The organism is Arthrobacter pityocampae, from assembly GCF_002927275.1.
In the GTDB taxonomy this organism is placed as follows: Bacteria; Actinomycetota; Actinomycetes; order Actinomycetales; family Micrococcaceae; genus Arthrobacter_D; species Arthrobacter_D pityocampae.
Genome location: NZ_PRKW01000005.1, coordinates 457,843 through 481,344, shown reverse-complemented (window position 1 = coordinate 481,344; position 23,502 = coordinate 457,843). Strand labels below are relative to the sequence as shown.

General features: G+C 72.3%; 20 protein-coding genes. 8 read left to right on the top strand and 12 right to left on the bottom strand.

Annotation, left to right across the window (positions count from 1 at the left end):
• Nucleotides 1-13: 13 nt before the first annotated feature.
• Entirely contained in the window at nt 14-1,045 is a 1,032-nt protein-coding gene (locus tag C4K88_RS13755; RefSeq protein WP_104122178.1) for a hypothetical protein, read from the top strand.
• 78 nt (nt 1,046-1,123) lie between these two features.
• Here C4K88_RS13755 and C4K88_RS13750 read toward each other — a convergent pair whose 3' ends face one another.
• Both C4K88_RS13750 and C4K88_RS13745 read right to left on the bottom strand, forming a co-directional pair.
• A complete protein-coding gene (locus C4K88_RS13750; protein WP_104122177.1) occupies nt 1,124-2,041 on the bottom strand; it encodes an SDR family oxidoreductase in 918 nt (305 codons plus the stop codon).
• Nucleotides 2,042-2,416: 375 nt separating this feature from the next.
• A complete protein-coding gene (locus C4K88_RS13745) occupies nt 2,417-3,220 on the bottom strand; it encodes an SGNH/GDSL hydrolase family protein (RefSeq protein ID WP_104122176.1) in 804 nt (267 codons plus the stop codon).
• 103 nt (nt 3,221-3,323) lie between these two features.
• On the opposite strand from C4K88_RS13745, the gene C4K88_RS13740 reads away from it, so the two are divergent.
• The 3 genes from C4K88_RS13740 (at nt 3,324) to C4K88_RS13730 (ending at nt 5,083) form a co-directional block, all read left to right on the top strand.
• Nucleotides 3,324-4,163, top strand: coding sequence for an SDR family oxidoreductase (locus C4K88_RS13740; RefSeq protein WP_104122175.1), 840 nt, complete (start codon nt 3,324-3,326; stop codon nt 4,161-4,163).
• 6 nt (nt 4,164-4,169) lie between these two features.
• Entirely contained in the window at nt 4,170-4,781 is a 612-nt protein-coding gene (locus C4K88_RS13735) for a flavin reductase family protein (protein WP_104122174.1), read from the top strand.
• A 71-nt stretch (nt 4,782-4,852) separates the two neighbouring features.
• Entirely contained in the window at nt 4,853-5,083 is a 231-nt protein-coding gene (locus C4K88_RS13730; protein ID WP_104122173.1) for a zinc-ribbon domain-containing protein, read from the top strand.
• A gap of 13 nt (nt 5,084-5,096) precedes the next feature.
• On the opposite strand, the gene C4K88_RS13725 is transcribed toward C4K88_RS13730, so the two are convergent.
• The 5 genes from C4K88_RS13725 to C4K88_RS13705 all read right to left on the bottom strand — a co-directional run bounded on the left by C4K88_RS13725 (nt 5,097) and on the right by C4K88_RS13705 (nt 9,037).
• Nucleotides 5,097-5,831, bottom strand: coding sequence for an anti-sigma factor domain-containing protein (locus tag C4K88_RS13725; RefSeq protein WP_167399054.1), 735 nt, complete (start codon nt 5,829-5,831; stop codon nt 5,097-5,099).
• A 10-nt stretch (nt 5,832-5,841) separates the two neighbouring features.
• The gene (locus C4K88_RS13720; protein ID WP_241521934.1) at nt 5,842-6,405 is read right to left on the bottom strand and encodes an RNA polymerase sigma factor; all 564 of its coding nucleotides are present in this window, start codon (nt 6,403-6,405) and stop codon (nt 5,842-5,844) included.
• A 74-nt stretch (nt 6,406-6,479) separates the two neighbouring features.
• Entirely contained in the window at nt 6,480-7,187 is a 708-nt protein-coding gene (locus C4K88_RS17630) for a class F sortase (protein ID WP_241521933.1), read from the bottom strand.
• An 80-nt stretch (nt 7,188-7,267) separates the two neighbouring features.
• Nucleotides 7,268-8,086, bottom strand: coding sequence for a DUF4397 domain-containing protein (locus C4K88_RS13710; RefSeq protein ID WP_104122171.1), 819 nt, complete (start codon nt 8,084-8,086; stop codon nt 7,268-7,270).
• Nucleotides 8,087-8,188: 102 nt separating this feature from the next.
• Nucleotides 8,189-9,037, bottom strand: a complete 849-nt coding sequence (locus C4K88_RS13705) for an HpcH/HpaI aldolase/citrate lyase family protein (RefSeq protein WP_104122170.1) — start codon at nt 9,035-9,037, stop codon at nt 8,189-8,191.
• A 223-nt stretch (nt 9,038-9,260) separates the two neighbouring features.
• On the opposite strand from C4K88_RS13705, the gene C4K88_RS13700 reads away from it, so the two are divergent.
• Complete coding sequence (locus C4K88_RS13700) at nt 9,261-10,622, top strand: MFS transporter (RefSeq protein ID WP_104122169.1); 1,362 nt, start codon at nt 9,261-9,263, stop codon at nt 10,620-10,622.
• A 309-nt stretch (nt 10,623-10,931) separates the two neighbouring features.
• Entirely contained in the window at nt 10,932-12,578 is a 1,647-nt protein-coding gene (locus C4K88_RS13695) for a thiamine pyrophosphate-binding protein (protein WP_104122168.1), read from the top strand.
• Nucleotides 12,579-12,580: 2 nt separating this feature from the next.
• Here C4K88_RS13695 and C4K88_RS13690 read toward each other — a convergent pair whose 3' ends face one another.
• Nucleotides 12,581-13,147 carry a dihydrofolate reductase family protein gene (locus tag C4K88_RS13690; protein ID WP_104122167.1) on the bottom strand — a complete coding sequence of 189 codons (567 nt, stop codon included), beginning with the start codon at nt 13,145-13,147 and terminating at the stop codon, nt 12,581-12,583.
• A 22-nt stretch (nt 13,148-13,169) separates the two neighbouring features.
• Entirely contained in the window at nt 13,170-13,904 is a 735-nt protein-coding gene (locus C4K88_RS13685; protein WP_104122166.1) for an MOSC domain-containing protein, read from the bottom strand.
• 228 nt (nt 13,905-14,132) lie between these two features.
• Between C4K88_RS13685 and C4K88_RS13680 the strand changes: the two genes are divergently transcribed.
• Complete coding sequence (locus tag C4K88_RS13680) at nt 14,133-15,176, top strand: zinc-dependent alcohol dehydrogenase family protein (protein WP_104122165.1); 1,044 nt, start codon at nt 14,133-14,135, stop codon at nt 15,174-15,176.
• Nucleotides 15,166-18,477, top strand: a complete 3,312-nt coding sequence (locus tag C4K88_RS13675) for a beta-phosphoglucomutase family hydrolase (protein ID WP_104122164.1) — start codon at nt 15,166-15,168, stop codon at nt 18,475-18,477. The genes C4K88_RS13680 and C4K88_RS13675 overlap by 11 nt, the downstream gene beginning before the upstream one ends.
• Here the strand turns inward: C4K88_RS13675 and C4K88_RS13670 are convergent.
• From C4K88_RS13670 to C4K88_RS13660, 3 genes are all read right to left on the bottom strand, one after another.
• The gene (locus C4K88_RS13670) at nt 18,440-21,136 is read right to left on the bottom strand and encodes a cation-translocating P-type ATPase (RefSeq protein WP_174705243.1); all 2,697 of its coding nucleotides are present in this window, start codon (nt 21,134-21,136) and stop codon (nt 18,440-18,442) included. The two genes, C4K88_RS13675 and C4K88_RS13670, sit on opposite strands and share 38 nt — an antisense overlap.
• 240 nt (nt 21,137-21,376) lie before the next feature.
• A complete protein-coding gene (locus C4K88_RS13665) occupies nt 21,377-22,066 on the bottom strand; it encodes an LmeA family phospholipid-binding protein (RefSeq protein WP_104122162.1) in 690 nt (229 codons plus the stop codon).
• A 101-nt stretch (nt 22,067-22,167) separates the two neighbouring features.
• The gene (locus C4K88_RS13660) at nt 22,168-23,499 is read right to left on the bottom strand and encodes an AMP-binding protein (RefSeq protein WP_104122161.1); all 1,332 of its coding nucleotides are present in this window, start codon (nt 23,497-23,499) and stop codon (nt 22,168-22,170) included.
• Nucleotides 23,500-23,502 lie beyond the last annotated feature (3 nt).

The window sequence follows — 23,502 nt, the reverse complement described above, 5'->3', positions numbered from 1 at the left end:
ATCAGGAGGATCCATGAGCACACCCACATCAGGGAACAGGGACGGCGAGCGCCACGACGGCCCCGAGCACGCCCCGTCCCAGGACAACCCCACCGAACTGATGGACACCCACCGTGCGGGGGCCGGCGAGAGCGGGTCCGGCGCGTCGTCCGTGACGCCGCCGGCCACGCGGAACGGCGGGAACGACGCCATCGGGTACGAGTCAGACGACGACGCGGGCGGCGCCTACGTGCCGGGCATGTACTCGGGCGGCACGGCCGACACCGAGGACACCACGCCCACCCGCCGGCAGGCGCCGCCGATCTCCGCCTCGCGGGAGACGCGCCCCGCCGAGGACACGACGACACGGCCCCACACGCAGGTGGTCCCCACGACACCCGCCGGCAAGCGCAGGGAGCGCGGCACCCCCGCCCCCGAGAACGACCAGCCCCTCCCCCGCGGCGCCGCAGCCGCGTCGGGCGTGCCCAGCCTGTCCGACCGCAAGCTGCTGCACCAGCGCGAGAAGGAGCACTTCGGGGGCATGAAGTTCGGCTCCGCGTTCTTCGGCTGGCTCACCGCCACGGGCATGTTCGTCCTGCTCTCCGCCCTCGTGGGCGGCGTGGCCGCGCTGTTCGGCATCGGCAGCAACCTCTCCGTCACCGACCTCACGAGCGGCGCGGGCGAGGCGCAGAGCGCGGCGATCACTACCGCCGTCGTCCTCGCCGTCATGCTGCTCCTCGCCTACTACACGGGCGGTTACGTCGCCGGACGCATGGCACGCTTCAGCGGTGCCAAGCAGGGGATCGCCGTCTGGCTCTGGGCGGTGGTCGTCACGCTCGTGCTCGCCATCATCGGACTCATCGCGGGCAACCAGGCGAACGTCTCCGAGCGGATCCAGGGCCTCGGCCTCCCGTCCCTGCAGGACGTCACCGGCCCCGGGCTCCTCGCGCTCCTCGCTGCAGCCGCCATCGCCCTCGTCGGGGCGATCCTCGGCGGACTCGCCGGCATGCGCTACCACCGCCGGATCGACCGCGCGGACTTCGACGCCCTGGACGAGGCCCGATAGCCCCGGAACCACGCACCCCAGACGACAGCAGCCCCGGACTCGCAGGAGTCCGGGGCTGCTGGCGTCTGCCGCCGGGGGTTACGGCGAAGGCATCCCACCGTTGACGTTCAGGGTCTCACCGAGCACGTAGCTCGACTCGGAGGACGCCAGGAAGACGTACGCCGGCGCGAGCTCGGTCGGCTGGCCCGCACGGCCCAGCGGGGTGTCCTTGCCGAACTCGGGCAGTGCCTCCTTCGGTTGTCCGCCCGAGGGCTGCAGCGGCGTCCAGATGGGCCCGGGTGCCACGGCGTTGACGCGGATGCCCTTGGGGGCGAGCTGCTGCGCGAGCCCCTTGGTAAAGTTGTTGATCGCGGCCTTGGTGCTCGCGTAGTCCACCAGGGTGGGCGAGGGCTCGTAGGCCTGGATCGAGGTGGAGTTGATGATCGCCGACCCGGGCTGGAGGTGCTTGAGCGCCTCCTTGGTCACGCGGAAGAACGAGTAGATGTTCGTCTTGTACGTGTGGTCCAGCTGCTCGTCGCTCAGCTCCTCCAGCGACTCCACGGCCACCTGCTTGCCGGCGTTGTTGACGAGGGTGTCCAGGCCGCCGAGGCCGTCCACGGCCTCCTGCACGAGCGAGATGCAGTACGCGGGGTCCTTCAGGTCACCGGGGATGCAGACGGCCGTGCGGCCCTCCGCCTCGATGAGTCCCTTGACGACCTGCGCATCCTCCTCCTCCTCGGGGAGGTAGGACAGGGCGACGTCGGCCCCTTCGCGCGCGAATGCGATCGCGACGGCGGCGCCGATCCCGGAGTCCGCGCCGGTGATCAGGGCCTTCCGGCCCGTGAGGCGGCCCGTGCCCCGGTAGGAGGTCTCGCCGCGGTCGGCCTTGATGTCCATCTCGGACTCGAGCCCGGGCTCGTCCGTGTGCTCGGCAGGAGGGGTGATGCTCTGGAACCGCGTGACGGGGTTCTGGAACGTGTACTGGTCGGTGGATCCTGTGGTGCTCTCGGAGGTCATGAGTGTTCTCCCTGGGTTGATGCGTGTCCTGCGCCGCGACGGGCGCCGGAACGAAGGTCGGCCCGCCGGTGAAGCTAAGCCTACTGATGACTTTAGGCACGCGATGGCGTCACTACCAAGTCCGGCGCCGCCGCGGATCCGTGCTGGCGGAAGGCGGACCCGGGGGCTACGGGGCAGGACCGCCGGTCCGGGCGGGCGAGGTCCCGGCCGGTTCCTAGAAGATGACGGAGAAGAGGCCCGCGCCGACGCTGAGAACCAGGGCGGCGACGAGCAGCCAGACGATCGGGGTGCGGAGCCTGCGCATGTGATCCATAGGCGTCGAGTCTAGTCGCCGCCGGTCGACGCCGAGGCATCCGGCGGGATCCCGCCTACCCCCTACCCCGCGGTGGTCTGCCGGGCGCGCGCCAGACGCTTCAGGCCGTCGGCCGGGCGGACGGGCTCCGGCCACCGCGGCTGCAGGTCGTCGCCGAGTGTGACCCTCCGCAGGCGCCGCCCGAACATGGGCACCACCCACTCCCCGAGCCAGGCCGTCTCGCGGCGCAGCCCGGCCACCAGGCCCGCGTACCCCTCCCGCTCGGGCAGGCGCGGCGTGAGGGAGTGCTCGACGCCGAGGACCCGCAGCACGTGCGCCGCCAGGTTCCGGTGCCCGGCGGGCGACATGTGCAGCCGGTCGGCGTCCCACAGCCCCGGATCCGAGTATTCGTCGAAGCACCAGTAGTCCACGAGGACGGCGTCGTACGCGCGGGCGATGCGCCGCACGTGGTCGTTGAAGAGCCAGTTCCGGCGCTTCATCGGTTCGAAGACGGGGCTCAGGGGGATGTCGAAGCCGGTGAACAGGAGCGGACGGGCCCCCGACGCGGCGATGCGCGCCACGATGGACTCGTACTCCCGCATGAGGGCCACCATGTCGGTGCGCAGTTCGAGGATGTCGTTGCCGCCGGCGTACAGGCTCACGAGGGTCGGCTGGAGAGCCAGCGCGCGGTCCACCTGCTCGTCGCGCACCTGGTGCAGCCGCTTGCTGCGGATCGCGAGGTTGGCATACTCCCACGCGGGGTCCTGCCGTCCCAGTTGCTTGGCCACGCGGTCCGCCCAGCCGCGCACCCCGTTGGGGAAGGCGGCGTTCCAGTCACCGACGCCCTCGGTGAAGGAATCGCCGATCGCCACGAACCGTCCAGTCATTCGAGGGAGCCTAGCGGCGCCGGGCGGCCCGCGGACCACCGGGCGGCGAACGGAGGGTGACGCCGGAAGGAATACTTCCGCCCCCGCCGCGGCTGTTCCGGACATGGAGCAGCGCATCGCAGTCACAGGATCCACCGGCACCGTGGGTGGGCGGGTCGCCAGGGACCTCGCCGCCGAGGGGGTGCCGCTCGTCCTCCCCGCCAGGTCGCCGGACCGGGTGCAGCACCTCCCCGAGGCCGTCGTCCGGCAGTGCAGCTACGGCGACGCCGACGCGTCCGTCGCGGCGCTCGCCGGTGTGGATGTGCTGTTCATGGTGTCCGCCGCGGAGGAAGCCGACCGCGTGGCCACCCACCGGACCTTCCTCGACGCGGCGAAGGCGGCAGGCGTGCGGCACGTGGTCTACACCTCGTTCCTCGGCGCCGCCCCCGACGCCACGTTCCTGCTCGGCCGCGACCACTGGGCCACGGAGGAGTACCTGCGGCACTCCGGCATGGCCTGGACGTTCCTGCGCGACAACCTCTACCTCGACGCCGTGCCCGCCCTCGCGGAGGACGGCGTCATCCGCGGCCCGGCCGGGAACGGCCGGCTCTCCGCCGTCGCCCAGTCCGACGTCGCACGGTCCGCCGCAGCGATCCTGCGGGCGCCCGCCGACCACGAGGGCGCGGCGTACCGGCTGACCGGCCCGGAGTCCTTCACCCTGGCCGAGGCCGCGGCCACCATCAGCGCGGTGACCCCCGCCGCCGTGCGGTTCGAGGACCAGACGTACGAGGAGGCGCTGGCCTCGAGGGCCCACCACGGCGCGCCCCGCTGGCAGGTCGAGGCCTGGGTCAGCACGTACACGGCCATCGCCCGCGGCGAGATGGCCGAGGTGTCCCCCGACGTCGAGCGCCTCACGGGGCGCCGACCGCTCGGCCTCCGCGACCTCCTCTCGGCGCGGGGCTAGGTCGGGATGCGCAGGGACATCGTGCCGGACCCCGCCGACAGCCGCGCCTTCTACCGGCTGCTGACCTCCGTCGTCGTGCCGCGCCCCATCGCCTGGGTCTCGTCGACGTCGGCGGACGGCGTGGACAACCTCGCGCCGCACTCCTTCTTCACGATCGCGTCGGTCGATCCGCCGATCGTCCAGTTCACGTCCGTGGGCCGCAAGGACTCCGTCCGCAACATCGAAGCCACGGGCGAGTTCGTGGTCAGCTTCACGCCGGAGGACCTCTTCGAGGCCGTCAACGCCACCGGCACCGCCTTCCCGCCGCAGACCAGCGAGTTCGACGCCGTCGGCCTCACCCGCGAACCCAGTGCGACGGTGCGGCCGCCGCGCGTCCTGGAATCCCCCGTGGCGCTCGAGTGCCGGCTCCACCTGATCCAGGAGATGGGCGACTGCACCCTCGTGTTCGGCGAGGTGCTGCACGCGGCGGTCTCCGAGGACGTGCTCGACGGCGACCTCCCCTCGGTCACCGCGCTCAGGCCGCTCTCACGGCTGGGGAAGAACGAGTGGGGGACGGCGGGGATCATCCGGACGATCTCGCGCATCCCCCTCCGGGAGTGGCCGGGGCACTCCAAGTAGCACGTCCGTGGTCGGACGGGGAGATAGTAAGCAGGCTTCCCTCTTCGGTCCGGCGCCCTTACCGTGGAGGGATGTTCTTCCTCTTCGGCCTCACCACACGTGAGCACCTCCAGTCCACCCGGTCCGCCTCCTGCCGCTACTGCGGGGTGTTCGCCCCGCAGCAACTGATCCAGCGCAGGACGAAGCTCTCGGTGTTCTTCATCCCGCTCCTCACCGTGAAGAAGACACGCCTCCAGGCGTGCACGAACTGCGGCGGCACGTCGAGGCTCAGCGGTATGGAGGAACGCAGCCTGGCGCACTGACGCAGCGGATGTCTCAGCTGCCGACGGCGCCGATCGTGCCCCGGACCATGCTGACACTCGAGTGGGACGGGTCCCCGTCGAAGGGCTCGTCGGAGATGTCGACGATGGGGTACTTGGCCAGGTCGATGTCCTCCGGTACCGCGAAGCTCCCGTGCTCCGTCTCCAGCAGGCCCACGCTGTACATCTCCTTCAGGTCGGGGGCGATCAGCCACACCTGACGGAACCCCTCCGGCGTCGCCCCCGTGAGGTCGACGTCGAGGCTCCGGGTGCCGTTGTCGGCACGCAGGATCGTCGCCTCTCCCGATCCCGAGAAGCCGGGCAGCGGGTCCAGTTCGGCCTGGGCCAGCACCACGCCGCCATCGCCGGCGCGCAGCGTCTCCCAGCCCCAGAGCGCTCCAGCACCTACGAGGATGCCGACGCCGGCGGCGACCGCCAGCCATCGCGTGGGGACCTGGCGCCTCCGGCGACCGCGCTGCTCCCTGACCGCAGCGAGGGACCTCACGTTCGTCGGGGGCTCACCGCGGGATTCCGCGCCGTCCGCGGACAGATCAGCGGACAGGCCGAGCTCGGCCCTGACCGCTTCCCAGACCGCCGGGTCGGGCCGTTCGAGGACGGCTACTCCGCCGTCGGCCTTCGCGACGGCGACGACGTCACGCAGCCCGTCCACGTCGGCAGCACAGGCACCGCACTGTTCCAGATGTGTCTGCGACCAGGAGTCGAGGGATTCACCCAGTGCAGCGAGACCCACGGCATCTGGGTCAAGATGCTGCATTCCATTCCCCCAGTCGATTACGCAGGTGCACGAGACTCCTTCGGATGTGGCTCTTGACGGTTCCCAGAGGAAGATTCATCCGCGCCGAGATCTGTTGATGTGTGAGGTCTTCGTAGAAGGCCAACTTGAGGATGGAGCCCTGGGGCTCCCCGAGCCGTTCGAGCTCCGAGCCGAGGACCACGCGATCGGTGATGGTGTCGACACCGTGGTCGAGGGCGGCTCCGGACTCCGGGGCGAACCCGGCTCGCACCACCAGGTGCTCCTGCCGCGTCCTCGCCGACAGCGAGTCGAGGATGACGTTCCGGCAGATCCCCATGATCCAGGCCGGCAGGACTCCCGATTCCGGGTCGAAGCGGTCCCTGGATCGCCACGCCCTGACGAAGACGTCCTGGGTGATGTCCGCGGCGGCCGCCCGGTCCCTCACCGACCGCAGCGCGATCGTGTACACGAGGGGGGCGAAGCTCTCGTAGGCAGCGGTCATGGCCCGCTCGTCCCCGGCGGAGAAATCCAGGTCGAGCTGCTTCGTCCAATCAGGGCCCGGAGATGCCACGCGTAACTCCTCAAGCCGGGGCCGGTGCCGCACGAATGCGGCCTCCTGCGATCCTGGGCTCTTACCCTTCGGACTCAGAGCGGTAAGGCTGTGAGCACTACATTATCCTCATAGTCTCCTTCCTCGGCCAGCCATTCACCCCCGCACGTGATGATCTTGAGCTCGTGGTCGCCGTCGCGCTTGAAGATCTCCGATCCATTGAGTGTCGCCTTCGGGACGTTCCGGACGTCCGAGACGCTGTAGGTCAGGGTCCGGCCGTCCTCCAGGCCCACCGTGACGGTGGTCCCGATCGCCACGTCCTTCAGCTGGGCGAAGGGCATCACCTCCGTGAGGCTGTCGACATGGGCGGCGATCACCGCGTTGCCGGCGTCCGCCCCGGGGGTGGGCCCGTACCGATACCACCCTGCCTCGTAGAAGCTGTCGGGGATCTCCATGGCGTCGTTCTCCTCGATCCCGACGTCCACGACCTTCACCGCGATGTCGGTGCCAGCGATGGCCAGGGAGACGGGAGCGGGATCCCGTGGCTGGAGCGCCCCGTCGGCCTTCTGGAGGGGTACTTCGGGGATCGTCACCGGTGGAGCCGCTGCGACGGTCGCGGGCGCGTCCGTCGGGGGCGTCGCCCCGGGTGTCGGGGTCCCGACGTCCTCCGCGGGGGCCGACGCTGAAGGGACGGGCGCGGTGATCGCCGGAGCCGGGTCTGCCGGACTGTCGGCCTGGGCGCACCCCACGAGGAGGAGGGCGGCGAGGACGGCCGCGGTGACGGCGGGTGGTCTGGAGCGCACGGTCTTGGACTCTCCTGCAGGGGGCGGTGGCGTGCCGGGCGGGGAGGGGGAAAGGGTTTCCCCGCCCGGCACTGCTGGCATCAGACCCGGGCGGTCCGACGACGGGCGACGGCAGCCGCTCCGCCCAACAGGACCAGGAGGAACGCCCCGAGCCCGACGGCCGCTCCGTTGTCGTTCTGGGCTGCGAGGCCGGACTGGCCTCCCGGGACGGCGCCGGGCGCGGAGTGCAGCCCTTCGATCGACTGCGTGGCGAGCGCGAGGTTACCGGCCTCGAGGCTGCCCCAGGCATAGACGATCGTCGAGGTGCCTTCCGGCAGGTTCAGGTCGGCGGGGCCGATCACCGGATCGGTGGTGCCGGTGGCCGCGACCGCGGCCGAGACCATGCCGGGATCCGTCGTCAGCGAAGCCTCGTCCGGGTTGCTCAGGTTCTCGACGATCGGCGTACCACCGGCCAGGACGTCGACGGCGGGGGCCGCTGCGACGTGGCGGACCGTCAGGCGCGTCTTGCCGGCCTCGATGGTCGAGGTGTCGTTGGTGTAGAAGTTCGCCGTCGGCTGTCCCTCGGCGTCGAGGTTCGCCGTGGCGGTGTAGTTCCCGCCGGCCTCCAGCGTCACGTCGACCGGGCCGATCACCGGCGCGCTGGCGTCCGCGGCGTCCGACGCCGTGATGGCCAGCTGGTAGTCCCCGGCGGGCAGGGCGAGCGGACCGGCCAGCGTGCCCGGCGTGAAGTCGTCCAGCGTGAGGGCTCCGTTGACGTAGACGTCGACGGTGAGGTCGGGAACCCCGTGAAGGACGGACAGGGACGCGTCGGCGGGAGCCTCGGCGGCGGCTGCCGGGGCGGCGATGGACGCTGCTCCCAGGGCTGCTACGGCTCCGATGGCGTACAGGCTTCGTTGCATGGCTACTCCTTGGTGTGACCCCGTGACGGGGTTTTTCGCTGACACCCGGTACTACCCGGCCACGAGGCGGTTTGGATGCAGGGAGCGCGAAAAACTTTCCCGTCAGGCGTTCCAGAGGCCGTAGGAGTCCGCGAGGGAGGAGATCTTCTGCGCACGGGCCAGTCGCGGCAGGTAGGAGCCGTCGCCCACCACGGCACCGGCGGCGTGCTCGCGGAGGAGCTCGGCGGCCCAGCTGATCTCGGACTCGCTGGGCGAGAGCCCGCGGTTGATGGTGTCCGTCGCGTCGGTCAGGAGGCACAGCTTGCCGGTCATCCCCATGGAGGCGGTGACCTTGCAGGCCTCGAGCAGCTCCTCCCCCAGGGCCCCGACGGTGGGGCCGTCGATCGGCCCGGGCAGCTGCCCGACGCGGGAGGCGACCACGAGCTTCGACCGCGCGTAGGCGAGCGCCATGGGGTCGTCGGAGGCTCCGGTGTCGCGCCGGAAATCGCCGACGCCGAACGCGAGCCGGAACGTGCCCGGGGCACTGGCGATCGCCGTCGCGTTCTCGATGCCGAGCGCCGATTCGATGAGCGCCAGGACGGGCGTGCCGGCCTGCAGGCGCATGGCCGTGTGCGTGACCTGCTCGGGCTTCTCCGTCATCGCGAGCATGACCCCGCGCAGGCCGGGCGCCTTCGACAGCGCCGCGAGGTCGTCGGCCCAGTACTCCGTCTCGATGCCGTTGACCCGCACCCAGGCGGTCATGCCGGTGGACAGGGCCTCGACCACGCGCTCGCGCGCCTCGGCCTTGCCCGGGGCGGGGACGGCATCCTCCATGTCGAACACCACGGAGTCCGCCTCGGAGGTGAGGGCGGGGATGAACGTGTCCTCGGACGCCGCGGAGGCCAGCAGCCAGGATCGTGAGAGCTTGGCGGGAAGCGCGGCGGCGCGGCTGTTTCTGAGGAAGGTGGCCATGGTCAAACACTACTGAGGATCGCTCCAGGTTACCCAACGAACCTCACGGCATCGCATGAACACTACGACCAAAAGGGCCCGATCGGTCTCCCGCGATCCTTGACCATGCTCCGCAACGGACCTACTCTTCGTATACGATTCACCGCCCGACGCCGAGGACATCGACGCTCGCCAGCGCGGGGATCATGCCAGCAGGACACATCGGAGAACAAAGGGGTTTTTCATGGCACTAGCGTCAGAGCGTCCGGACGCACAGTCCCGGGACGGCATGAGCGCGGCGGACCGCAAGGTCCTCGCCGGGACCATGGTCGGCACGACGATCGAGTGGTACGACTTCTTCATCTTCGCCCAGGCCGCGGGCCTCGTCTTCGCGACCCTGTACTTCGGTCCCCTCGAGGGCGAGAGCTCAGGCCTCGCCCAGCTCGTCGCCTGGGCCACGATCGGCATCAGCTTCTTCTTCCGCCCGCTGGGCGCCGTCATCGCCGGGCGCCTCGGGGACCGCATCGGCCGCAAGGCGATGCTCGTCTTCACGCTCGTCATGATGGGCTCCGCGACCGCACTGATCGGCCTGCTGCCCACCTACGCGCAGATCGGCGTCTGGGCTCCCATCCTCCTGATGCTCCTGCGCATCCTCCAGGGGTTCTCCGCCGGCGGCGAGTGGGGCGGCGCAGCCCTCATGGCCGTGGAGCACGCACCGGTGAACAGGCGCGGCTTCTGGGGCGCCTACCCCCAGATCGGCGTGCCCGTCGGCATGATCCTGGCAACCCTCGTGCTGTTCCTCCTCCGCAGCTCCCTGTCCCCCGAGGACTTCCTCGCCTGGGGCTGGCGCATCCCGTTCCTGCTCTCCGTCGTCCTGATCGTCGTCGGCTACTTCATCCGCGCCGCCGTCGCCGAGAGCCCCGTGTTCAAGCGCATGATCGAGCGCAAGAGGGACACCGCGACCCCGCTGCGGGACCTCATGCGGACGCACAAGCGGCCGGTCATCCTCGCCGCCGTCATCTTCATCGGCAACAATGCGGCCGGCTACCTCGTGATCGCGTTCCTCTCCTCCTACGCCCAACGGATTCTCGGTATGCCCGCGGCGCCCGTGCTCCTCGCAACGCTCCTGGCATCCTTCGGCTGGCTCATCTTCACGCTCTACGGCGGCATCCTCTCGGACCGCATCGGGCGCGTGCGGACGTTCCAGATCGGGTACGGGCTGATCTTCGTGTGGATGATCCCGATGTTCCTGATGATCGACACCCGGAACGTCTGGGCGTACGGCATCGCGATCTTCGTGCTGACCATCGGGCTCGGACTCTCCTACGGGCCCATGTCCGCGATGTACGCCGAGATGTTCCCGGCGAACGTCCGCTACTCCGGCATCGGCATCGGTTACGCCCTCGGTGCCATCCTCGGCGGCGCCTTCGCACCCCTCATCGCCGAGGCGCTGCTCAAGGGCACGGGATGGTCCGGCTCGATCGGCCTCTACATCATGGGCCTCTGCGTCATCTCCTTCATCGGCGCCACCCTGGTCAAGGAGACCAAGGGTGCGCCCCTGGAGGCGGAGGAGGAGGCCGGCGCGGGGGCCGGTCGCCGCGGCTGACCGGCCGACGTCGTCGGGCCCTGTCCGTTGCACCTGAACATGCCCACCGAACAGGGCGAGTCGGTGGGCATGGTCATTCATGCCCACCGACCAGGGCGAGTCGCTGGGGGATCGGACGGGGACGACGCCGGGAACCCCACGCCCCGCCCGCTATAGTGAAAAGCGTCGGGTGTCACGGGCGCCGTGCCTGAAAAAGAGGCAATAAGGGCGCAGCCGCCCGAGGCACATACGGACTTCACCCACCGGTCCCCGGGGTGACCGTGTGCCTGCACCAGCGCGCCGGGGACTCACGCCCGCAAGGACCCGACCATGGCCACCGTCTCCGCCCGTATCGTCTCCGCACTCCTGCCCGCCGCCACCGAGGTCTTCGGGGTCATGGGCAACGGCAACGCGCACTTCCTCGACGCCGTGATGGCCGCGCCGTCCCTGCACTTCACCGCGGTGCGGCACGAGGCCGGTGCGGTCGCCGCCGCCGACGCCTATCACCGGGCGAGCGGCCGCCTCGCCGTCGCCACCACCACCTACGGCGCCGGATTCACCAACGCCCTGACCCCGCTGGCCGAGGCCGTGCAGGCGGACATCCCGCTGGTCCTGGTGGTCGGCGACGCCCCCACCACCGGGATGCGCGCCTGGGACGTGGACCAGTCCCTGGTGGCCAAGGGCCTCGGCGCCACGACGTTCACGGTGTCCGCCGCGCATCCGCTGGCGGTGACGGCGGCGGCGGTCGAGCACGCGCTCCGTCACCGCGAGGCCGTGGTGCTGGCCATCCCGTACGACCTCGCCGCCGCCGAGGCCGCCGAGGAGGAGACCCCCGCAGTGCCGGAGCCCCTCCCCCGTCCGGCACCGGCCGCAGCGGACGTCGAGCGCATCGCGGCGCTGCTCTCCTCCGCCGAACGGCCCCTGATCCTGGCCGGCCGCGGCGCCTGGGTCAGCGGGGCCGGCCCGGCGGCGGGCGCACTCGCCGACCGCCTCGGCGCCCTCACCGCCACCTCCGGGCTCGGCGCGGGACTCTTCGGGGACGACGCCGCAAGCCTCGGCATCGCGGGCGGCTGGGCCTCCGAGCGCACGGCCGGTCTCGTCGGGCAGGCGGACGCCGTCCTGGTGCTCGGCGCGCGGCTCAACCAGTTCACGATGCGTTTCGGCCACTCCTTCGCCCCCGACGCCCGGGTCGTCCAGGCCGATCTCACCGCCGGCCCCACCTCGCCGGTCGTCACCGACTTCCTGCACGCCGACGCGCGCCTCACCGCGGAGGCGCTGGTCGCCGCCGTCGAGCGCCGTGAGGGAGGGCAGCGGTGGAGCACGCGTGCCGCCGCCGACGCCCTCGGCGCCCACGACGCGCGGGACGACGGCGACCAGGCGGCCCCCGACGGCCGCCTGGACCCCCGGAGTCTGTGCCGCGCGCTGGACCGGATGCTGCCGGCGGACCGGACGGTCGTGCAGGACGGCGGCCACTTCATCGGCTGGGCGCCCGGATACCTCCACGTCCCCGCGCCGGACCGCCTGATCATGGTGGGCACCGCGTACCAGACCATCGGCCTCGGCTTCCCCAGCGCGGTCGGCGCCGCCCGTGCGCTGCCGGGCTCCACGATCGTCCTGTGCACGGGCGACGGCGGGGCGCTCATGGCCCTCGCCGATCTCGAGACGGTCATCCGGACGGCGCGTCGTGCCGTGATCGTGGTCTTCAACGACGCCGCCTACGGCGCCGAGATCCACCAGTATGCCGTCCGCGGCATAGACTCCGGTCCCATGCTGATCGACGAGGTGGACTTCGCCGCTGTTGCCTCAGCTCTCGGGGCGCGGTCAGCGATCATCGCCGCACTCGGCGACCTCGCTGCGGTGGAGGGCTGGCTCGCCTCCGACGACGACGGCGTCCTCCTGCTGGACTGCAGGATCTCCCGGCTGGTCGTGGCTCCCTACATGCAGGAGATCGTGGCCGTCGCCACGGGCGCCCGCTGAGGTCAGCGCTTCACACGGTAGCGGGAGATCACGACGCCCGAACCGAAGACCCGGCTGCCGACGAGCTCGAGGTCCGTGCGGCGGCGGTGGGGCGGGAAGAACGGATGCCCGCCCCCGACCAGCACCGGGTGGACCCGCACCTGGTACTCGTCGATGAGGTCCAGTGCCGCCGCAGCCTCGGCGAGGGTGGCGCCTCCGATCGCGATGTCCCCCTCCGCCGGGTCGGCGCGCAGCCGTGCGATCTCGTCCGCCAGGCTGCCCGATGCCAGACGCGTGTTGCTCCCCCGGACCGCGGAGAGCGAGTGGGAGAACACCACCTTCGGCAGCCGCTTCCACAGAGCGGTCCACTCGCGGTCCGGCTCGTCCGGGGACGGGTCCTCATCGGCGGTCTCCCAGTACAGCATCGTCTCGTAGAGCCGTCGGCCCAGCAGGTGGACGCCGACGCTGCGGACCTCGTCGATGGCGGACCGGAAGACCTCCTCGTCCGGCGTCGTGAAGTCGAATCCGCCATCCGGTCCGACGATGTAGCCGTCCAGGGAGACTCCCATCGAGTAGGTCACGTTGCGCATCAGCTCTCTCCTCCGTGATGGGTCAGGACGGCGTGCCGCGCAGGGTCACCGGGTCCCCCACGCTGATCGCTCCGCTGCGCTCGACGCGGGCCTGCACGCCGAACTCCAGCCCGTTGTGGACGGCCAGGGTCCTCAGCGCCCGAGGACCGGCGTCCATCCCGGCCTGGGGCTGGTCGATCATCGTGCAGCGGGGCATGCCGGCGTCCACGGTGATGACCACATGGTCGCCGATCGCCAGTTCCACGCCCGCCCAGTCGCGTTCGAGGAACAGCGGAGCCGAGCCGGTGTCCAGGACGATATTCGGGCGGAACCGGCGCTCCTCGACCGCGCCGCCCAGCAGGTCCGCGAGCGCGGCCAGGGACGACGTCGTCACGAGGTGGAGGGGCGACTCGTCGTGGTGCTGGACGGTGGTCCCCTCCCGCAGCGTCAGCTGCTGGCCGAATCGCGAGGTCAGGGCCTCGGACGCTGCGGGGTCGTCCACCCGGTACGGGACGCCCGCGGGGCTGCGGAGGACGGGGACGCCGTCGGGACCGTCCAGTTCCGCCGCCCAGTCCAGCAGCCCGGGGACGGGCCGGAAACGGCGCGTGCGCTTGCCGCTGGCGATCCCGCCGTCGTGCGTGTAGACGGCCCAGCGGCGGTCGTGCTCGAGCCCCGACGGGGTGACGGCGGCGGTGACCAGCGGCTGGCCCGACGTCGACTTCACCGGATAGCGGTACAGCGCGCGGACCCGCCCGACGGGTGTTCCGTGGTGCGGCATGCGGTCATTCTCGCACCGACGTCCGTGGCCGTCACGGAGACCCAGCCCGCGGGCACCACCCGCGCCGGGCGAGGCGCCCTCCGGGAGCGGATCCGCGGGGTGCCCGGAGCGTACGATGAGGCCCCTAGCCAGGGGGTCCCATGGTGCTCGACGACGACGGACGTGCCCGCGGGCCGGCGCGGCGGGAGGCGGTCGGCGCCCGTTGCGCCCCGGGGCGAGGGGGAGGTCATGCGCGCCTGGTGGGTTGACGACTGTGCCCGCGCCGCGAACGGCGGCACCGGCGCAGGAGGCGCGTCGGCGCTCGTGTTCGGCATCCGGCCCGACCCCTCCCCGGGCCCCGGCGAGCTGCTGGTGGGCGTCCGGGCGTGCGGGGTGTGCCGGACCGATCTGCACCTGGTCGAGGGCGATCTGCCCGCGAAGCACCCGGCCACCGTGCCGGGCCACGAGATCGTCGGCGAGGTGGTGGACACCGGGCCCGGCTGCCGGCTCTTCCGCGTCGGCGACAGGGCGGGCGTCGCGTGGCTGCGCTCGACCTGCGGCACCTGCCGGTTCTGCCGCCGGGGCGACGAGAACCTGTGCCTGTCCCCGCGGTTCACCGGGTGGGACGACGACGGCGGGTACGCGGAGCTCGTGACCGTCCCCGAGGCCTTCGCGTACGCGGTCCCGCCGGGGTTCGACGACGAGGAGGCGGCCCCGCTGCTCTGCGCGGGGATCATCGGGTACCGGGCCCTGCGCCGGTCCGGGGTGCGGCCGGGCGGCCGGCTCGGCATCTACGGGTTCGGGGCGTCCGCCCACCTCGCCGCGCAGGTGGCCATGTTCGAGGGCGTCGAGGTGTCCGTCATGACGCGCTCGGCGAGCGCACGGCGCCTGGCCGCGGACCTGGGCGCCGTCTTCGTGGGAGGCGCGGCCGACGAACCGCCGCAGCCGCTGGACGCCGCCATCCTCTTCGCGCCCGCCGGCGGCCTGGTGCCTGCTGCCCTGCGGGCCCTGGACCGCGGCGGCACCCTCGCCGTCGCGGGCATCTACCTCAGCGACATCCCGGTGCTGCACTACGCCGACGAGCTCTTCCAGGAACGTCGGCTGTGCAGCGTCACGGCGAACACCCGCGCCGACGGCCGTGAGCTCCTGGCGCTCGCGGCCCGCATCCCGCTGCGGCCCACCGTCCAGCGGTACCCGTTCACAACGGCGGACCGCGCCCTGGCGGACCTGGCCGCGGACCGGGTCGACGGCGCCGCGGTCCTGCAGCTGGCCGGCGGTCCCGGTGGGGCCTGAGGCGCGCAGCACCGACGCGCCCGCCGAGCGGAGCCGCCCTGCGCGGCGTGGGGCCGGCTCCCCCACGGTCGCGGGGACGGCGTCCCCCTTCGACGCGGTGATCCTCGACCTGGACGGCGTGGTCACGGACACGGCGTCGGTGCACCGGGCTGCGTGGAAGCAGCTGTTCGACGCCGTGCTCGCGGACCCGCGGATCCCGGCCGGCGCCGACGTGCGCCCCTTCGACGACGCCGACTACTACGCCTGGGTGGACGGGCGCCCGCGGGAGCAGGGCGTCGCGGTGTTCCTGCGGTCCCGCGGGATCCGCCTGACGCCCGGGACGCCGTCGGACCCGCCGGACGCCTGGACCGAGCAGGGCCTGGGCGCCGCCAAGAACGCCCTGTTCGTGGATGAACTGCGCCGGCACGGCGTGCGGGCCTTTCCCGGCACAATGGAACTGCTGCGCCGGCTGCACGAGAGCCGCGTCCCGTGCGCGCTGGTGACGGCGAGCCGCAATGCGGGCGCGGTGCTCGCCGCCGCCGGGCTGGACGGCGCGTTCGACGTCGTCGTCGACGGCACCGTGGCCGCCGAGCTGGGCCTGCCCGGCAAGCCCGACCCGGCCACGTTCCTCGAGGCGGCGCGACGGCTGACGGCGCGCCCCGCCCGCACCGTGGTCCTCGAGGACGCCACGAGCGGGGTTGCCGCCGCCCACGCCGGCGGGTTCGGGCTGATCGTGGGGATCGACCGCGCGGAGCAGCGGACGGCGCTCGAACGCGCCGGCGCCCACCTGGTGCTCGACGACGCCCGCCAGCTGGACATGGGGCTGGTCCTCACGCATCGGTGGCATCTGATCTACGACGGCTTCGACCCCTGGCACGAGGGCCACCGCGAGGCCCTGACCACCCTCGGCAACGGGCGCATGGCCATTCGCGGCGCCGCCCCCGAGTCCGTCGCAGACGCCGCCCACTACCCCGGCACGTACCTCGCGGGCGTCTACAACCGGTGTCCCGAGCGGGTGCACGGGGAGGAGGCGGAGGGCGAGCACCTCGTCAACCTCCCCAACTGGCTTCCCCTGGACCTCCGGCTGCCGCCCGGTCCATGGTGGTCCGACGGCGGCCTGACCCTGGTGGCGCAGCACCGCGAACTGGACCTGAAGCGGGCCGTCCTGTTCCGGCGCGCGGTACTCGAGGATGCGCGCGGGCGGCGGCTGGAGGTCCACCAGCGGCGCATCGTCTCCATGGCCCAGCCCGGCATGGCGCTGCTGGAGACCACGCTGACCGCCCGCGGCTGGGACGGCCCCGTGGAACTCCGCACGGGCATCGACGCGGACGTGGTGAACGGCAACGTCCCCGAGGACGCCGCGCTGGGAGGCCGGCACCTCCGCGTGGTGGACCGCGGCGTGCGGTCGGGCATCGAGTCCGTCGAGGTGCTGACCCGGCAGAGCCGCCTCCGGATCGCGGTCGCCGCCGGGATGACGTTCACCGGCCCCGACGGCGCCCCCGCCGCGGTGAGCAGCACGCCGGTCCTGGACACAGGGCACGCTGCCGGGTCCGACAGTGGGTCCGAGGACTGGACCGACGGTGCGTCCGACGGTGGGTCCGCGCCGTCCCGCTGGCTGCAGCACCACGCCGCCGTGCTGACAGACGGGGTGCCGCTGACCGCCTGCAAGACGGTCGCCGTCGTCAGTTCGAAGGACCGCGCGGTGTCCTCGCCGCTGACCGCGGCCCACGCCGTCCTCGCCCGCGCACCCGGCGGCCTCGGGCGGGCGCTCGCCGCCCACGAGGACGCGTGGCGGCCGCTGCTGGACCTGTTCGGCTTCGACCTGCACGCCGACCGGCAGACCCAGTTCATCCTGAACCTCCACGTGTTCCACCTGCTGCAGACCCTCTCCCCGCACACGGCGGAACTCGACGCCGGCGTCCCGGCGCGCGGACTCCACGGCGAGGGCTACCGGGGGCACATCTTCTGGGACGACCTCTTCGTCCTGCCGCTGATCACCTCACGCCTGCCGTCGGTGACCCGCTCGCTGCTGGACTACCGGTGGCGGCGGCTCGACGCCGCCCGGGACCGGGCACGCGCGGCCGGCCTCGACGGCGCCATGTTCCCGTGGCGCAGCGGCAGCGACGGCACCGAGGACACCCCGCCGTGGCTCTACAACCGCTTCTCCGGGCAGTGGACACCGGACCACTCCCACCTGCAGCGCCACGGCAGCCTCGCCGTGGCGTACAACGCCTGGCAGTACTACGAGGCCACCGCGGACCGCGAATGGATCCTGGGCCACGGCGCGGACCTGATCGTCGAGGTGGCCCGGTCCTTCGCCGCCGCGGCCGAGTTCGACGCCGGGGACGGCCGGTTCCACCTGCGCGGCGTGGTGGGCCCGGACGAGTACCACGACGGCTACCCGGGCCGCCCCGGGGAGGGCATCGACGACAACGCCTACACCAACGTTCTGGCCTCCTGGGTGCTCTCGCGCCCGGCGGGGATCATGGACGCCGTCCGCGGCCGGGACCGCCGGGACCTGCGCCGCCGTCTCCATGTCACCGGCGGGGAGCTGGAGCGGTGGAACCGCCTGGCGCGCCTGCTCCACGTCCCATTCCACGACGGCGTCATCAGCCAATTCGCGGGCTACGAGCAGCTCGAGGAACTGGACTGGGACCGCTACCGGCGGACCTACGGCACCATCGAGCGGCTGGATCTCCTCCTCGGCGCCGAAGGGGACAGCACCAACCGGTACAGGCTCTCGAAGCAGGCGGACGTCCTCATGCTGTTCTACCTCCTCGGCCAGGAGCAGCTGATGCGCCGGCTCCGCCGCATGGGGTACGCGCCGACGACCGGGCAGATGGCGCGGACCGTGGAGTACTACCTCGCCCGCGTGTCCCACGGGTCAACGCTCAGCCGGGTGGCGCACGCCTCGGTGCTCGCGGCGTCGTACCCGGAACGGGCCTGGGCCACCTTCCGCGACGCACTCGACTCCGACCTCGACGACACCCAGGGCGGCACCACCCGCACGGGCATCCATCTGGGGGCGATGGCCGGCAGCGTGGACGTGGTCCAGCGGAGCTTCGCGGGCCTGCGGATGCACGCCGATGCGCTCGTCTTCACCCCGCGCCTGCCCACCGAACTGCAGCGGGTCTCCTTCCGGATCCGGTACCGGGGGCTGCCACTGGACATCACCCTCGGGCACGACACGCTGACGGTGGTCGCCGCCGAGAGCACGGCCGATGCGGTCCGTGTCCGCGTGGGCCGGCACCTGTGGGTGGTGCAGCCCGGCAGCACGGTGCGGATCAGCCTGCGGACGGGCCCGCCGCCCTCCGGTGCGTGAACCGCTTGTGCCAGTAGTCCGCCGCCAGCAGGGCCGGCATGGAGAGCAGAGCCACGAGCAGCCCGGCGATCGTGGGCGGCGCCTGCCCGAGCATGGTGGCCACCGGCATGATGAACAGGAACCCGAGCAACGCCAGGAGTTCAACGGCCACGGCCTTGAGCATCAGCGGGTTGGTCCGCCACCCCAGCCGCCACGGGGGCACGGACTCGCTGCGGCAGGCGAACGCGTTGGCCAACTGGGCCAGGACCACCGTGGTGAATGCCGCACCGGACGCCGCCGCGAGGACCCCGACGCCGGGGAACTCCGCTCCCGGACGCCAGCCCGCCAGCCACAGGGTGAGGGTGAACGCCGCCATCTCGAAGACGGCCTCCACCGGGCCGAGGACGGCGAAGACCCGCACCATCAGCCGGGTGTCCATCAGGTGCCGGCGTTCCGGCGGGCGGTGCATCGCGCGCTTGTCGGCCTTCTCAGTCCCGAGGGCCAGCGCCGGGAGGAGATCCGTGCCGATGTCCAGGAACAGGATCTGCAGTACCCCGAGCGCCAGCGGGAAGCTCCCCCCGGACAGGGCCCACACCACGAAGGGGGTGAGCTCTGCGACGTTGTCGGTCAGGTGGTAGGTGAGGAACCGGCGGATGTTCGCGTACGTGGCGCGGCCCTGCTCGACGGCGGCGACGATGGTCGCGAAGTCGTCGTCCAGCAGCACGAGGTCCGCCGCTTCGCGTGCCACGTCCGTGCCGCTCGCGCCCATGGCCACGCCGATGTCCGCTTCCTGCAGGGCCGGGCCGTCGTTGACGCCGTCCCCGGTCATCGCCAGGACGTGCCCCCGCAGCTGCAGGGCCTGGGCCACCTTCAGCTTCTGCTCCGGGGACACCCTGCTGACCACCACCCCGTCCCGGTCCAGGAGGGCCCCGAGCAGGTGCGGGTCCTCGGGCAGGTCCTTGCCCTCGAGGACGGTGCGGTCGGGACCGAGCAGCCCGATCTCCCCGGCGATCGCCGCCGCCGTCGTCGGATGGTCCCCGGTGAGCATGGCCACCTTGATGCCGGCCGCCCGCGTGGCGCGGAGCGCTTCGGCCACCGATTCCCGCGGCGGGTCGTGCAGGCCCACCAGCCCGAGCAGGGTCAGTTCCCGTTCGAGCTCGCCCGGGTCCTCCGGCCACGGCCCGTCCGGGCCGGGTGTCCCGGGCAGCACCCGCTCGGCGACCGCGAGGACGCGCAGCCCGCGCCCCGCCATCTCGTCGAGGGCGGCCTGGCAGGCAGCGAGGTCCGCCGGTGCCACGCACAGGGGCAGGACGAATTCGGGGGCGCCCTTCAACAGGAGGTGCCCCGCGACGGCCACGGACTCACGCTTCCGGGCCGGGTCGAACGGCCAGCGGGCGTCGACGGCGACCTCGACGGCGACCTCCGCGCCGGCGGCAGCCTGGCCGGGGTCGTCCCCGTCGGCGCTCGTCCCTGCACCGGTCCCGGCACTCTTCCCGGCGGACCTCCCTGCTCCGGACCCGGCGCCGTGGTCCAGCCGGCGGGCCAGCGCGTCGAGGGCCGCCTCCATCGGGTCCCCCTCGGCGACCCACTCGTCCCCATGCAACACCGCCCGTCCGCGGGACGCCGCCCGGGCCGTCCACGCCAGGCGGCGCGCCCCGGCGACGGCGTCCGGGCCGCCGGTGATGCTCGCGCTCGGGGCGTACCCGGTGCCGCTGAGCACCACGACGCTCTGCGGCGTCCACACCTCGACGGCGCTCATCCGATTCTGCGTCAGCGTGCCGGTCTTGTCGGTGCAGATGAACGTCGTGGACCCGAGCGTCTCCACGGCCTGCAGGTGCCGCACCAGGGCGTTCCGGCGCGCCATGCGCTGCGCGCCCATGGCCAGGGACAGTGTGACCGTGGGGAGCAGGCCCTCGGGGATCAGGGCCACGGACACCCCGATCGCGAACAGGAACGCGTTCCGCCAGGACGTCCCGGACAGCAGGGAGACGGCGAAGAACACGCCGCCGAAGGTCAGGGCGACCACGGAGATGATGCGGACCACGCGGCGCAGCTCGACGTTGAGGGGGCTCTGGGGTGGCTGGGCGGTGGCGGTCAGGGTGGCGATGGCCGCGAGCCTCGTCCGCGCCCCGGTGGCCGTGATCTCCGCCTCGGCGTTCCCGTTGACCAGGAACGTCCCCCCGAAGCCGGGGTCGCCGGGTCTCTTGGGCACGGGCTCGCTCTCCCCCGAGAGCATCGATTCGTCCACGGTGCAGGATTCCGTTCCGGTGAAGTCGACGTCGCCCGGGATCCTGTCGCCCGCGGAGAGGAGCACCACGTCCCCGTGCACGATCTCCGCGGCGGGAATGCTCACCGCCGTGCCGTCGCGCCGCACCAGCACCTGGGCCGGGAGCATGGCCCGCAACTGCGACGCCGCGCGCTCGGCCCGGGCCTCCTGCACGTACGAGAACACGCCGTTGATGACGACCACGACGGTCACGGCGACGCCGAGCTGCGGCATGCCCGCGATGAAGGCCAGGGCCGCGGCCACCCACAGCATGACGGCGAAGAAGTGGGTGAACTGGGCGGCGAACGCCCGCCAGCGCGGAACCGTGGACGCCTGCGGCAGGAGATTCGGCCCGTCCTCGGCCAGGAGACGGGTCGCGGCCGCCGTGCTGAGACCCGCGACGGTGGTGGTCATGGAAGGATCCCCGGACAGCAGGCCGCCGTGGTCGACGGGCAGGGTGCCGCCGGGGCGGCGCCCGGGCGCGGCATCCCCGCGGGCCCGGTGCCGCGGGCAGGGACCATGATCTTCTCCGGGGATCGGCGCACGGGCCCAGTATCAGCCTTCGACCCGCTGCTGGGGAGGGTCCTCGGTCCCCTGCCGGTCCCTGGCCGATCACCCCGGATCAGGGCGCGAGCACCTGCCGATCAGCCCGGTTCAGGGGCCGAGCACCACGTCCTCGCCGGTGAGGGCGGCACGGAACCCGTCGCCCTGGACGGCGACGTCCCGGAGCTCGAGACCCTCCGGCAGGCCCTCGATCTCATGCTCGATCGTGACGAAGCGGCGGACGACGGCGGCGATGCCGTCGGAGAGGAAGCCCGGGCCGCCGAGGTCGATCGAGCGCGGCTCCATGACGAGCCGGCCGTTCTCGACGTCGACGGTACCGGTGGCCGTGACGGGCAGCTCCCGGCCGAGGGCCTCGACGGTGCGCACCACGGTGACCTGTCCGTCGTCGGCCGGGCGGACCACGGCCCCGCCGCCGAGTTCCGCGGCGACGACGTCGAACGGCACCGTCGCGTCCACGGTGAGCCGGTCGGCGCCCAGCCCGTCAGGGCCGGTGACCACGCCCTGCCCGACGGCCCGGACATCCCGCAGCGTCGAACCGGCGGTCACCACGGTGCCGGCGTCCAGCGCGAGGTCGGCGAGCCACACCTCGTCCTCGGCCAGTCCGGCCGGCGGCCCTGCCGGGGACTGTGCCGAGGAGTCCGCCTGCGTCGGAGGACCGGAATCCGCTCCGGCACCGGCGGGGCTGCTCGCCGTCCACCAGAGGGCTCCGGCGGCGACCCCGAGGATCACGAGCATCCCGAGAGCACCGATCAGCCAGTCCCTGATGCGCGTCGACTTCATCAGCCCAGTCTGGTGGAGCAATACCCCGGATGCGAACACCCGCCGCGGATGCGCGGCGGATATTCGCATGGCACCGTCAGCCGCGGGTCCCCGGGCCGCCGTCAGCCGCGGGGCCGGAGGTCGTAGATCCGCCGGAGCTTCCCGCTGGAGCGCACGAGGGAGCCCTGGTCCACGACCGTGACGGAGCACGTGGAGCCGATGTGGGTCTTGACCTGGTGCTGGAGTTCGACGGCGGCCGCGGCGGCGTCGGCGGCGGTCACCCCGTCGCGTGGCTCCACCTTGATGGTCAGCCGGTCCATCCGCTGGCCCTCGGGGCGTGTCAGTTCCAGCTGGAAGTGCGGGCTGAGGGCGGGGATGCGCAGCGTGAGCTCCTCGACCTGCGTGGGGAACAGGTTCACGCCGCGGACGATCACCATGTCGTCGCTCCGCCCGGTGATGCGCTCCATGCGGCGCATGCCGGGGCGTGCGGTGCCGGGCTGCAGGCGGGTGAGGTCGTGGGTCCGGTACCGGATGATCGGCAGCGCCTCCTTGGTGAGGGACGTGAAGACGAGTTCGCCGGCCAGTCCGTCGTCGAGGACCTGCTCCGTGAACGGGTCGATGATCTCCGGCCGGAAGTGGTCCTCCCAGATGTGCGAGCCGTCCTTGGACTCCACGCATTCGCCGGCGACGCCGGGGCCCATGACCTCGGACAGTCCGTAGATGTCGCACGCGTCGAAGCCCCCTCGCCCCTCGAGTTCCTGCCGCATGCCCTCCGTCCACGGCTCGGCGCCCAGCACGCCGGTCTTCAGGGACGTCGACGACGGGTCGATCCCTGCGGCGGCCATGGCGTCGAGGATGGTCAGCAGGTAGGTGGGCGTGGCGAGGATGGCGTCCGGGGCGAAGTCCCGGATGAGCTGCACCTGCCGTTCGGTCTGGCCGCCCGAGATCGGGATGACCGTGCAGCCCAGCCGCTCCGCGCCCGCGTGGGCGCCGAGGCCGCCCGTGAACAGGCCGTACCCGTACGCGTTGTGCACCTTCCAGCCGGCCTTCACGCCGGAGGCGCGCAGCGAGCGCGCCACGAGGGACGCCCACCGGTCGAGGTCCCCGGTCGTGTAGCCGACGACGGTGGGCTGGCCGGTGGTGCCGGAGGACGCGTGGATGCGGGCCACCCGTTCCTGCGGGACGGCGAACATGCCGAACGGGTAGGTGCTGCGCAGGTCCTCCTTGGTGGTGAAGGGGAACTGCGCGAGGTCGGCGAGCTCTCGCAGGTCGTCGGGGTGGACGCCGGCGTCGTCGAACTTCCGCCGGTACAGGGGCACCTGCGCGTAGGCGTGCGCGAGCGTGGCTTTGAGGCGCTCCAGCTGGACGGACTCGAGGTGGTCGCGGGACCACGTCTCCTCGGCGTCGAGGGTGGCGGGGTCCGCGGCGGACGCGCGGAGGGCGGTGGTGGTCATGGC

What these genes read in the sequence shown, in the direction of transcription:
- C4K88_RS13670 (WP_174705243.1), bottom strand. Translation starts at nt 21,136, where the DNA reads ATGACCACCACCGTCGCGGGTCTCAGCACGGCGGCCGCGACCCGTCTC.
- C4K88_RS13695 (WP_104122168.1), top strand. Translation starts at nt 10,932, where the DNA reads ATGGCCACCGTCTCCGCCCGTATCGTCTCCGCACTCCTGCCCGCCGCC.
- C4K88_RS13660 (WP_104122161.1), bottom strand. Translation starts at nt 23,499, where the DNA reads ATGACCACCACCGCCCTCCGCGCGTCCGCCGCGGACCCCGCCACCCTC.
- C4K88_RS13710 (WP_104122171.1), bottom strand. Translation starts at nt 8,086, where the DNA reads ATGCAACGAAGCCTGTACGCCATCGGAGCCGTAGCAGCCCTGGGAGCA.
- C4K88_RS13685 (WP_104122166.1), bottom strand. Translation starts at nt 13,904, where the DNA reads ATGCCGCACCACGGAACACCCGTCGGGCGGGTCCGCGCGCTGTACCGC.
- C4K88_RS13745 (WP_104122176.1), bottom strand. Translation starts at nt 3,220, where the DNA reads ATGACTGGACGGTTCGTGGCGATCGGCGATTCCTTCACCGAGGGCGTC.
- C4K88_RS13735 (WP_104122174.1), top strand. Translation starts at nt 4,170, where the DNA reads ATGCGCAGGGACATCGTGCCGGACCCCGCCGACAGCCGCGCCTTCTAC.
- C4K88_RS13680 (WP_104122165.1), top strand. Translation starts at nt 14,133, where the DNA reads ATGCGCGCCTGGTGGGTTGACGACTGTGCCCGCGCCGCGAACGGCGGC.
- C4K88_RS13750 (WP_104122177.1), bottom strand. Translation starts at nt 2,041, where the DNA reads ATGACCTCCGAGAGCACCACAGGATCCACCGACCAGTACACGTTCCAG.
- C4K88_RS13665 (WP_104122162.1), bottom strand. Translation starts at nt 22,066, where the DNA reads ATGAAGTCGACGCGCATCAGGGACTGGCTGATCGGTGCTCTCGGGATG.
- C4K88_RS13755 (WP_104122178.1), top strand. Translation starts at nt 14, where the DNA reads ATGAGCACACCCACATCAGGGAACAGGGACGGCGAGCGCCACGACGGC.
- C4K88_RS13740 (WP_104122175.1), top strand. Translation starts at nt 3,324, where the DNA reads ATGGAGCAGCGCATCGCAGTCACAGGATCCACCGGCACCGTGGGTGGG.
- C4K88_RS13705 (WP_104122170.1), bottom strand. Translation starts at nt 9,037, where the DNA reads ATGGCCACCTTCCTCAGAAACAGCCGCGCCGCCGCGCTTCCCGCCAAG.
- C4K88_RS13700 (WP_104122169.1), top strand. Translation starts at nt 9,261, where the DNA reads ATGGCACTAGCGTCAGAGCGTCCGGACGCACAGTCCCGGGACGGCATG.
- C4K88_RS13690 (WP_104122167.1), bottom strand. Translation starts at nt 13,147, where the DNA reads ATGCGCAACGTGACCTACTCGATGGGAGTCTCCCTGGACGGCTACATC.
- C4K88_RS13730 (WP_104122173.1), top strand. Translation starts at nt 4,853, where the DNA reads ATGTTCTTCCTCTTCGGCCTCACCACACGTGAGCACCTCCAGTCCACC.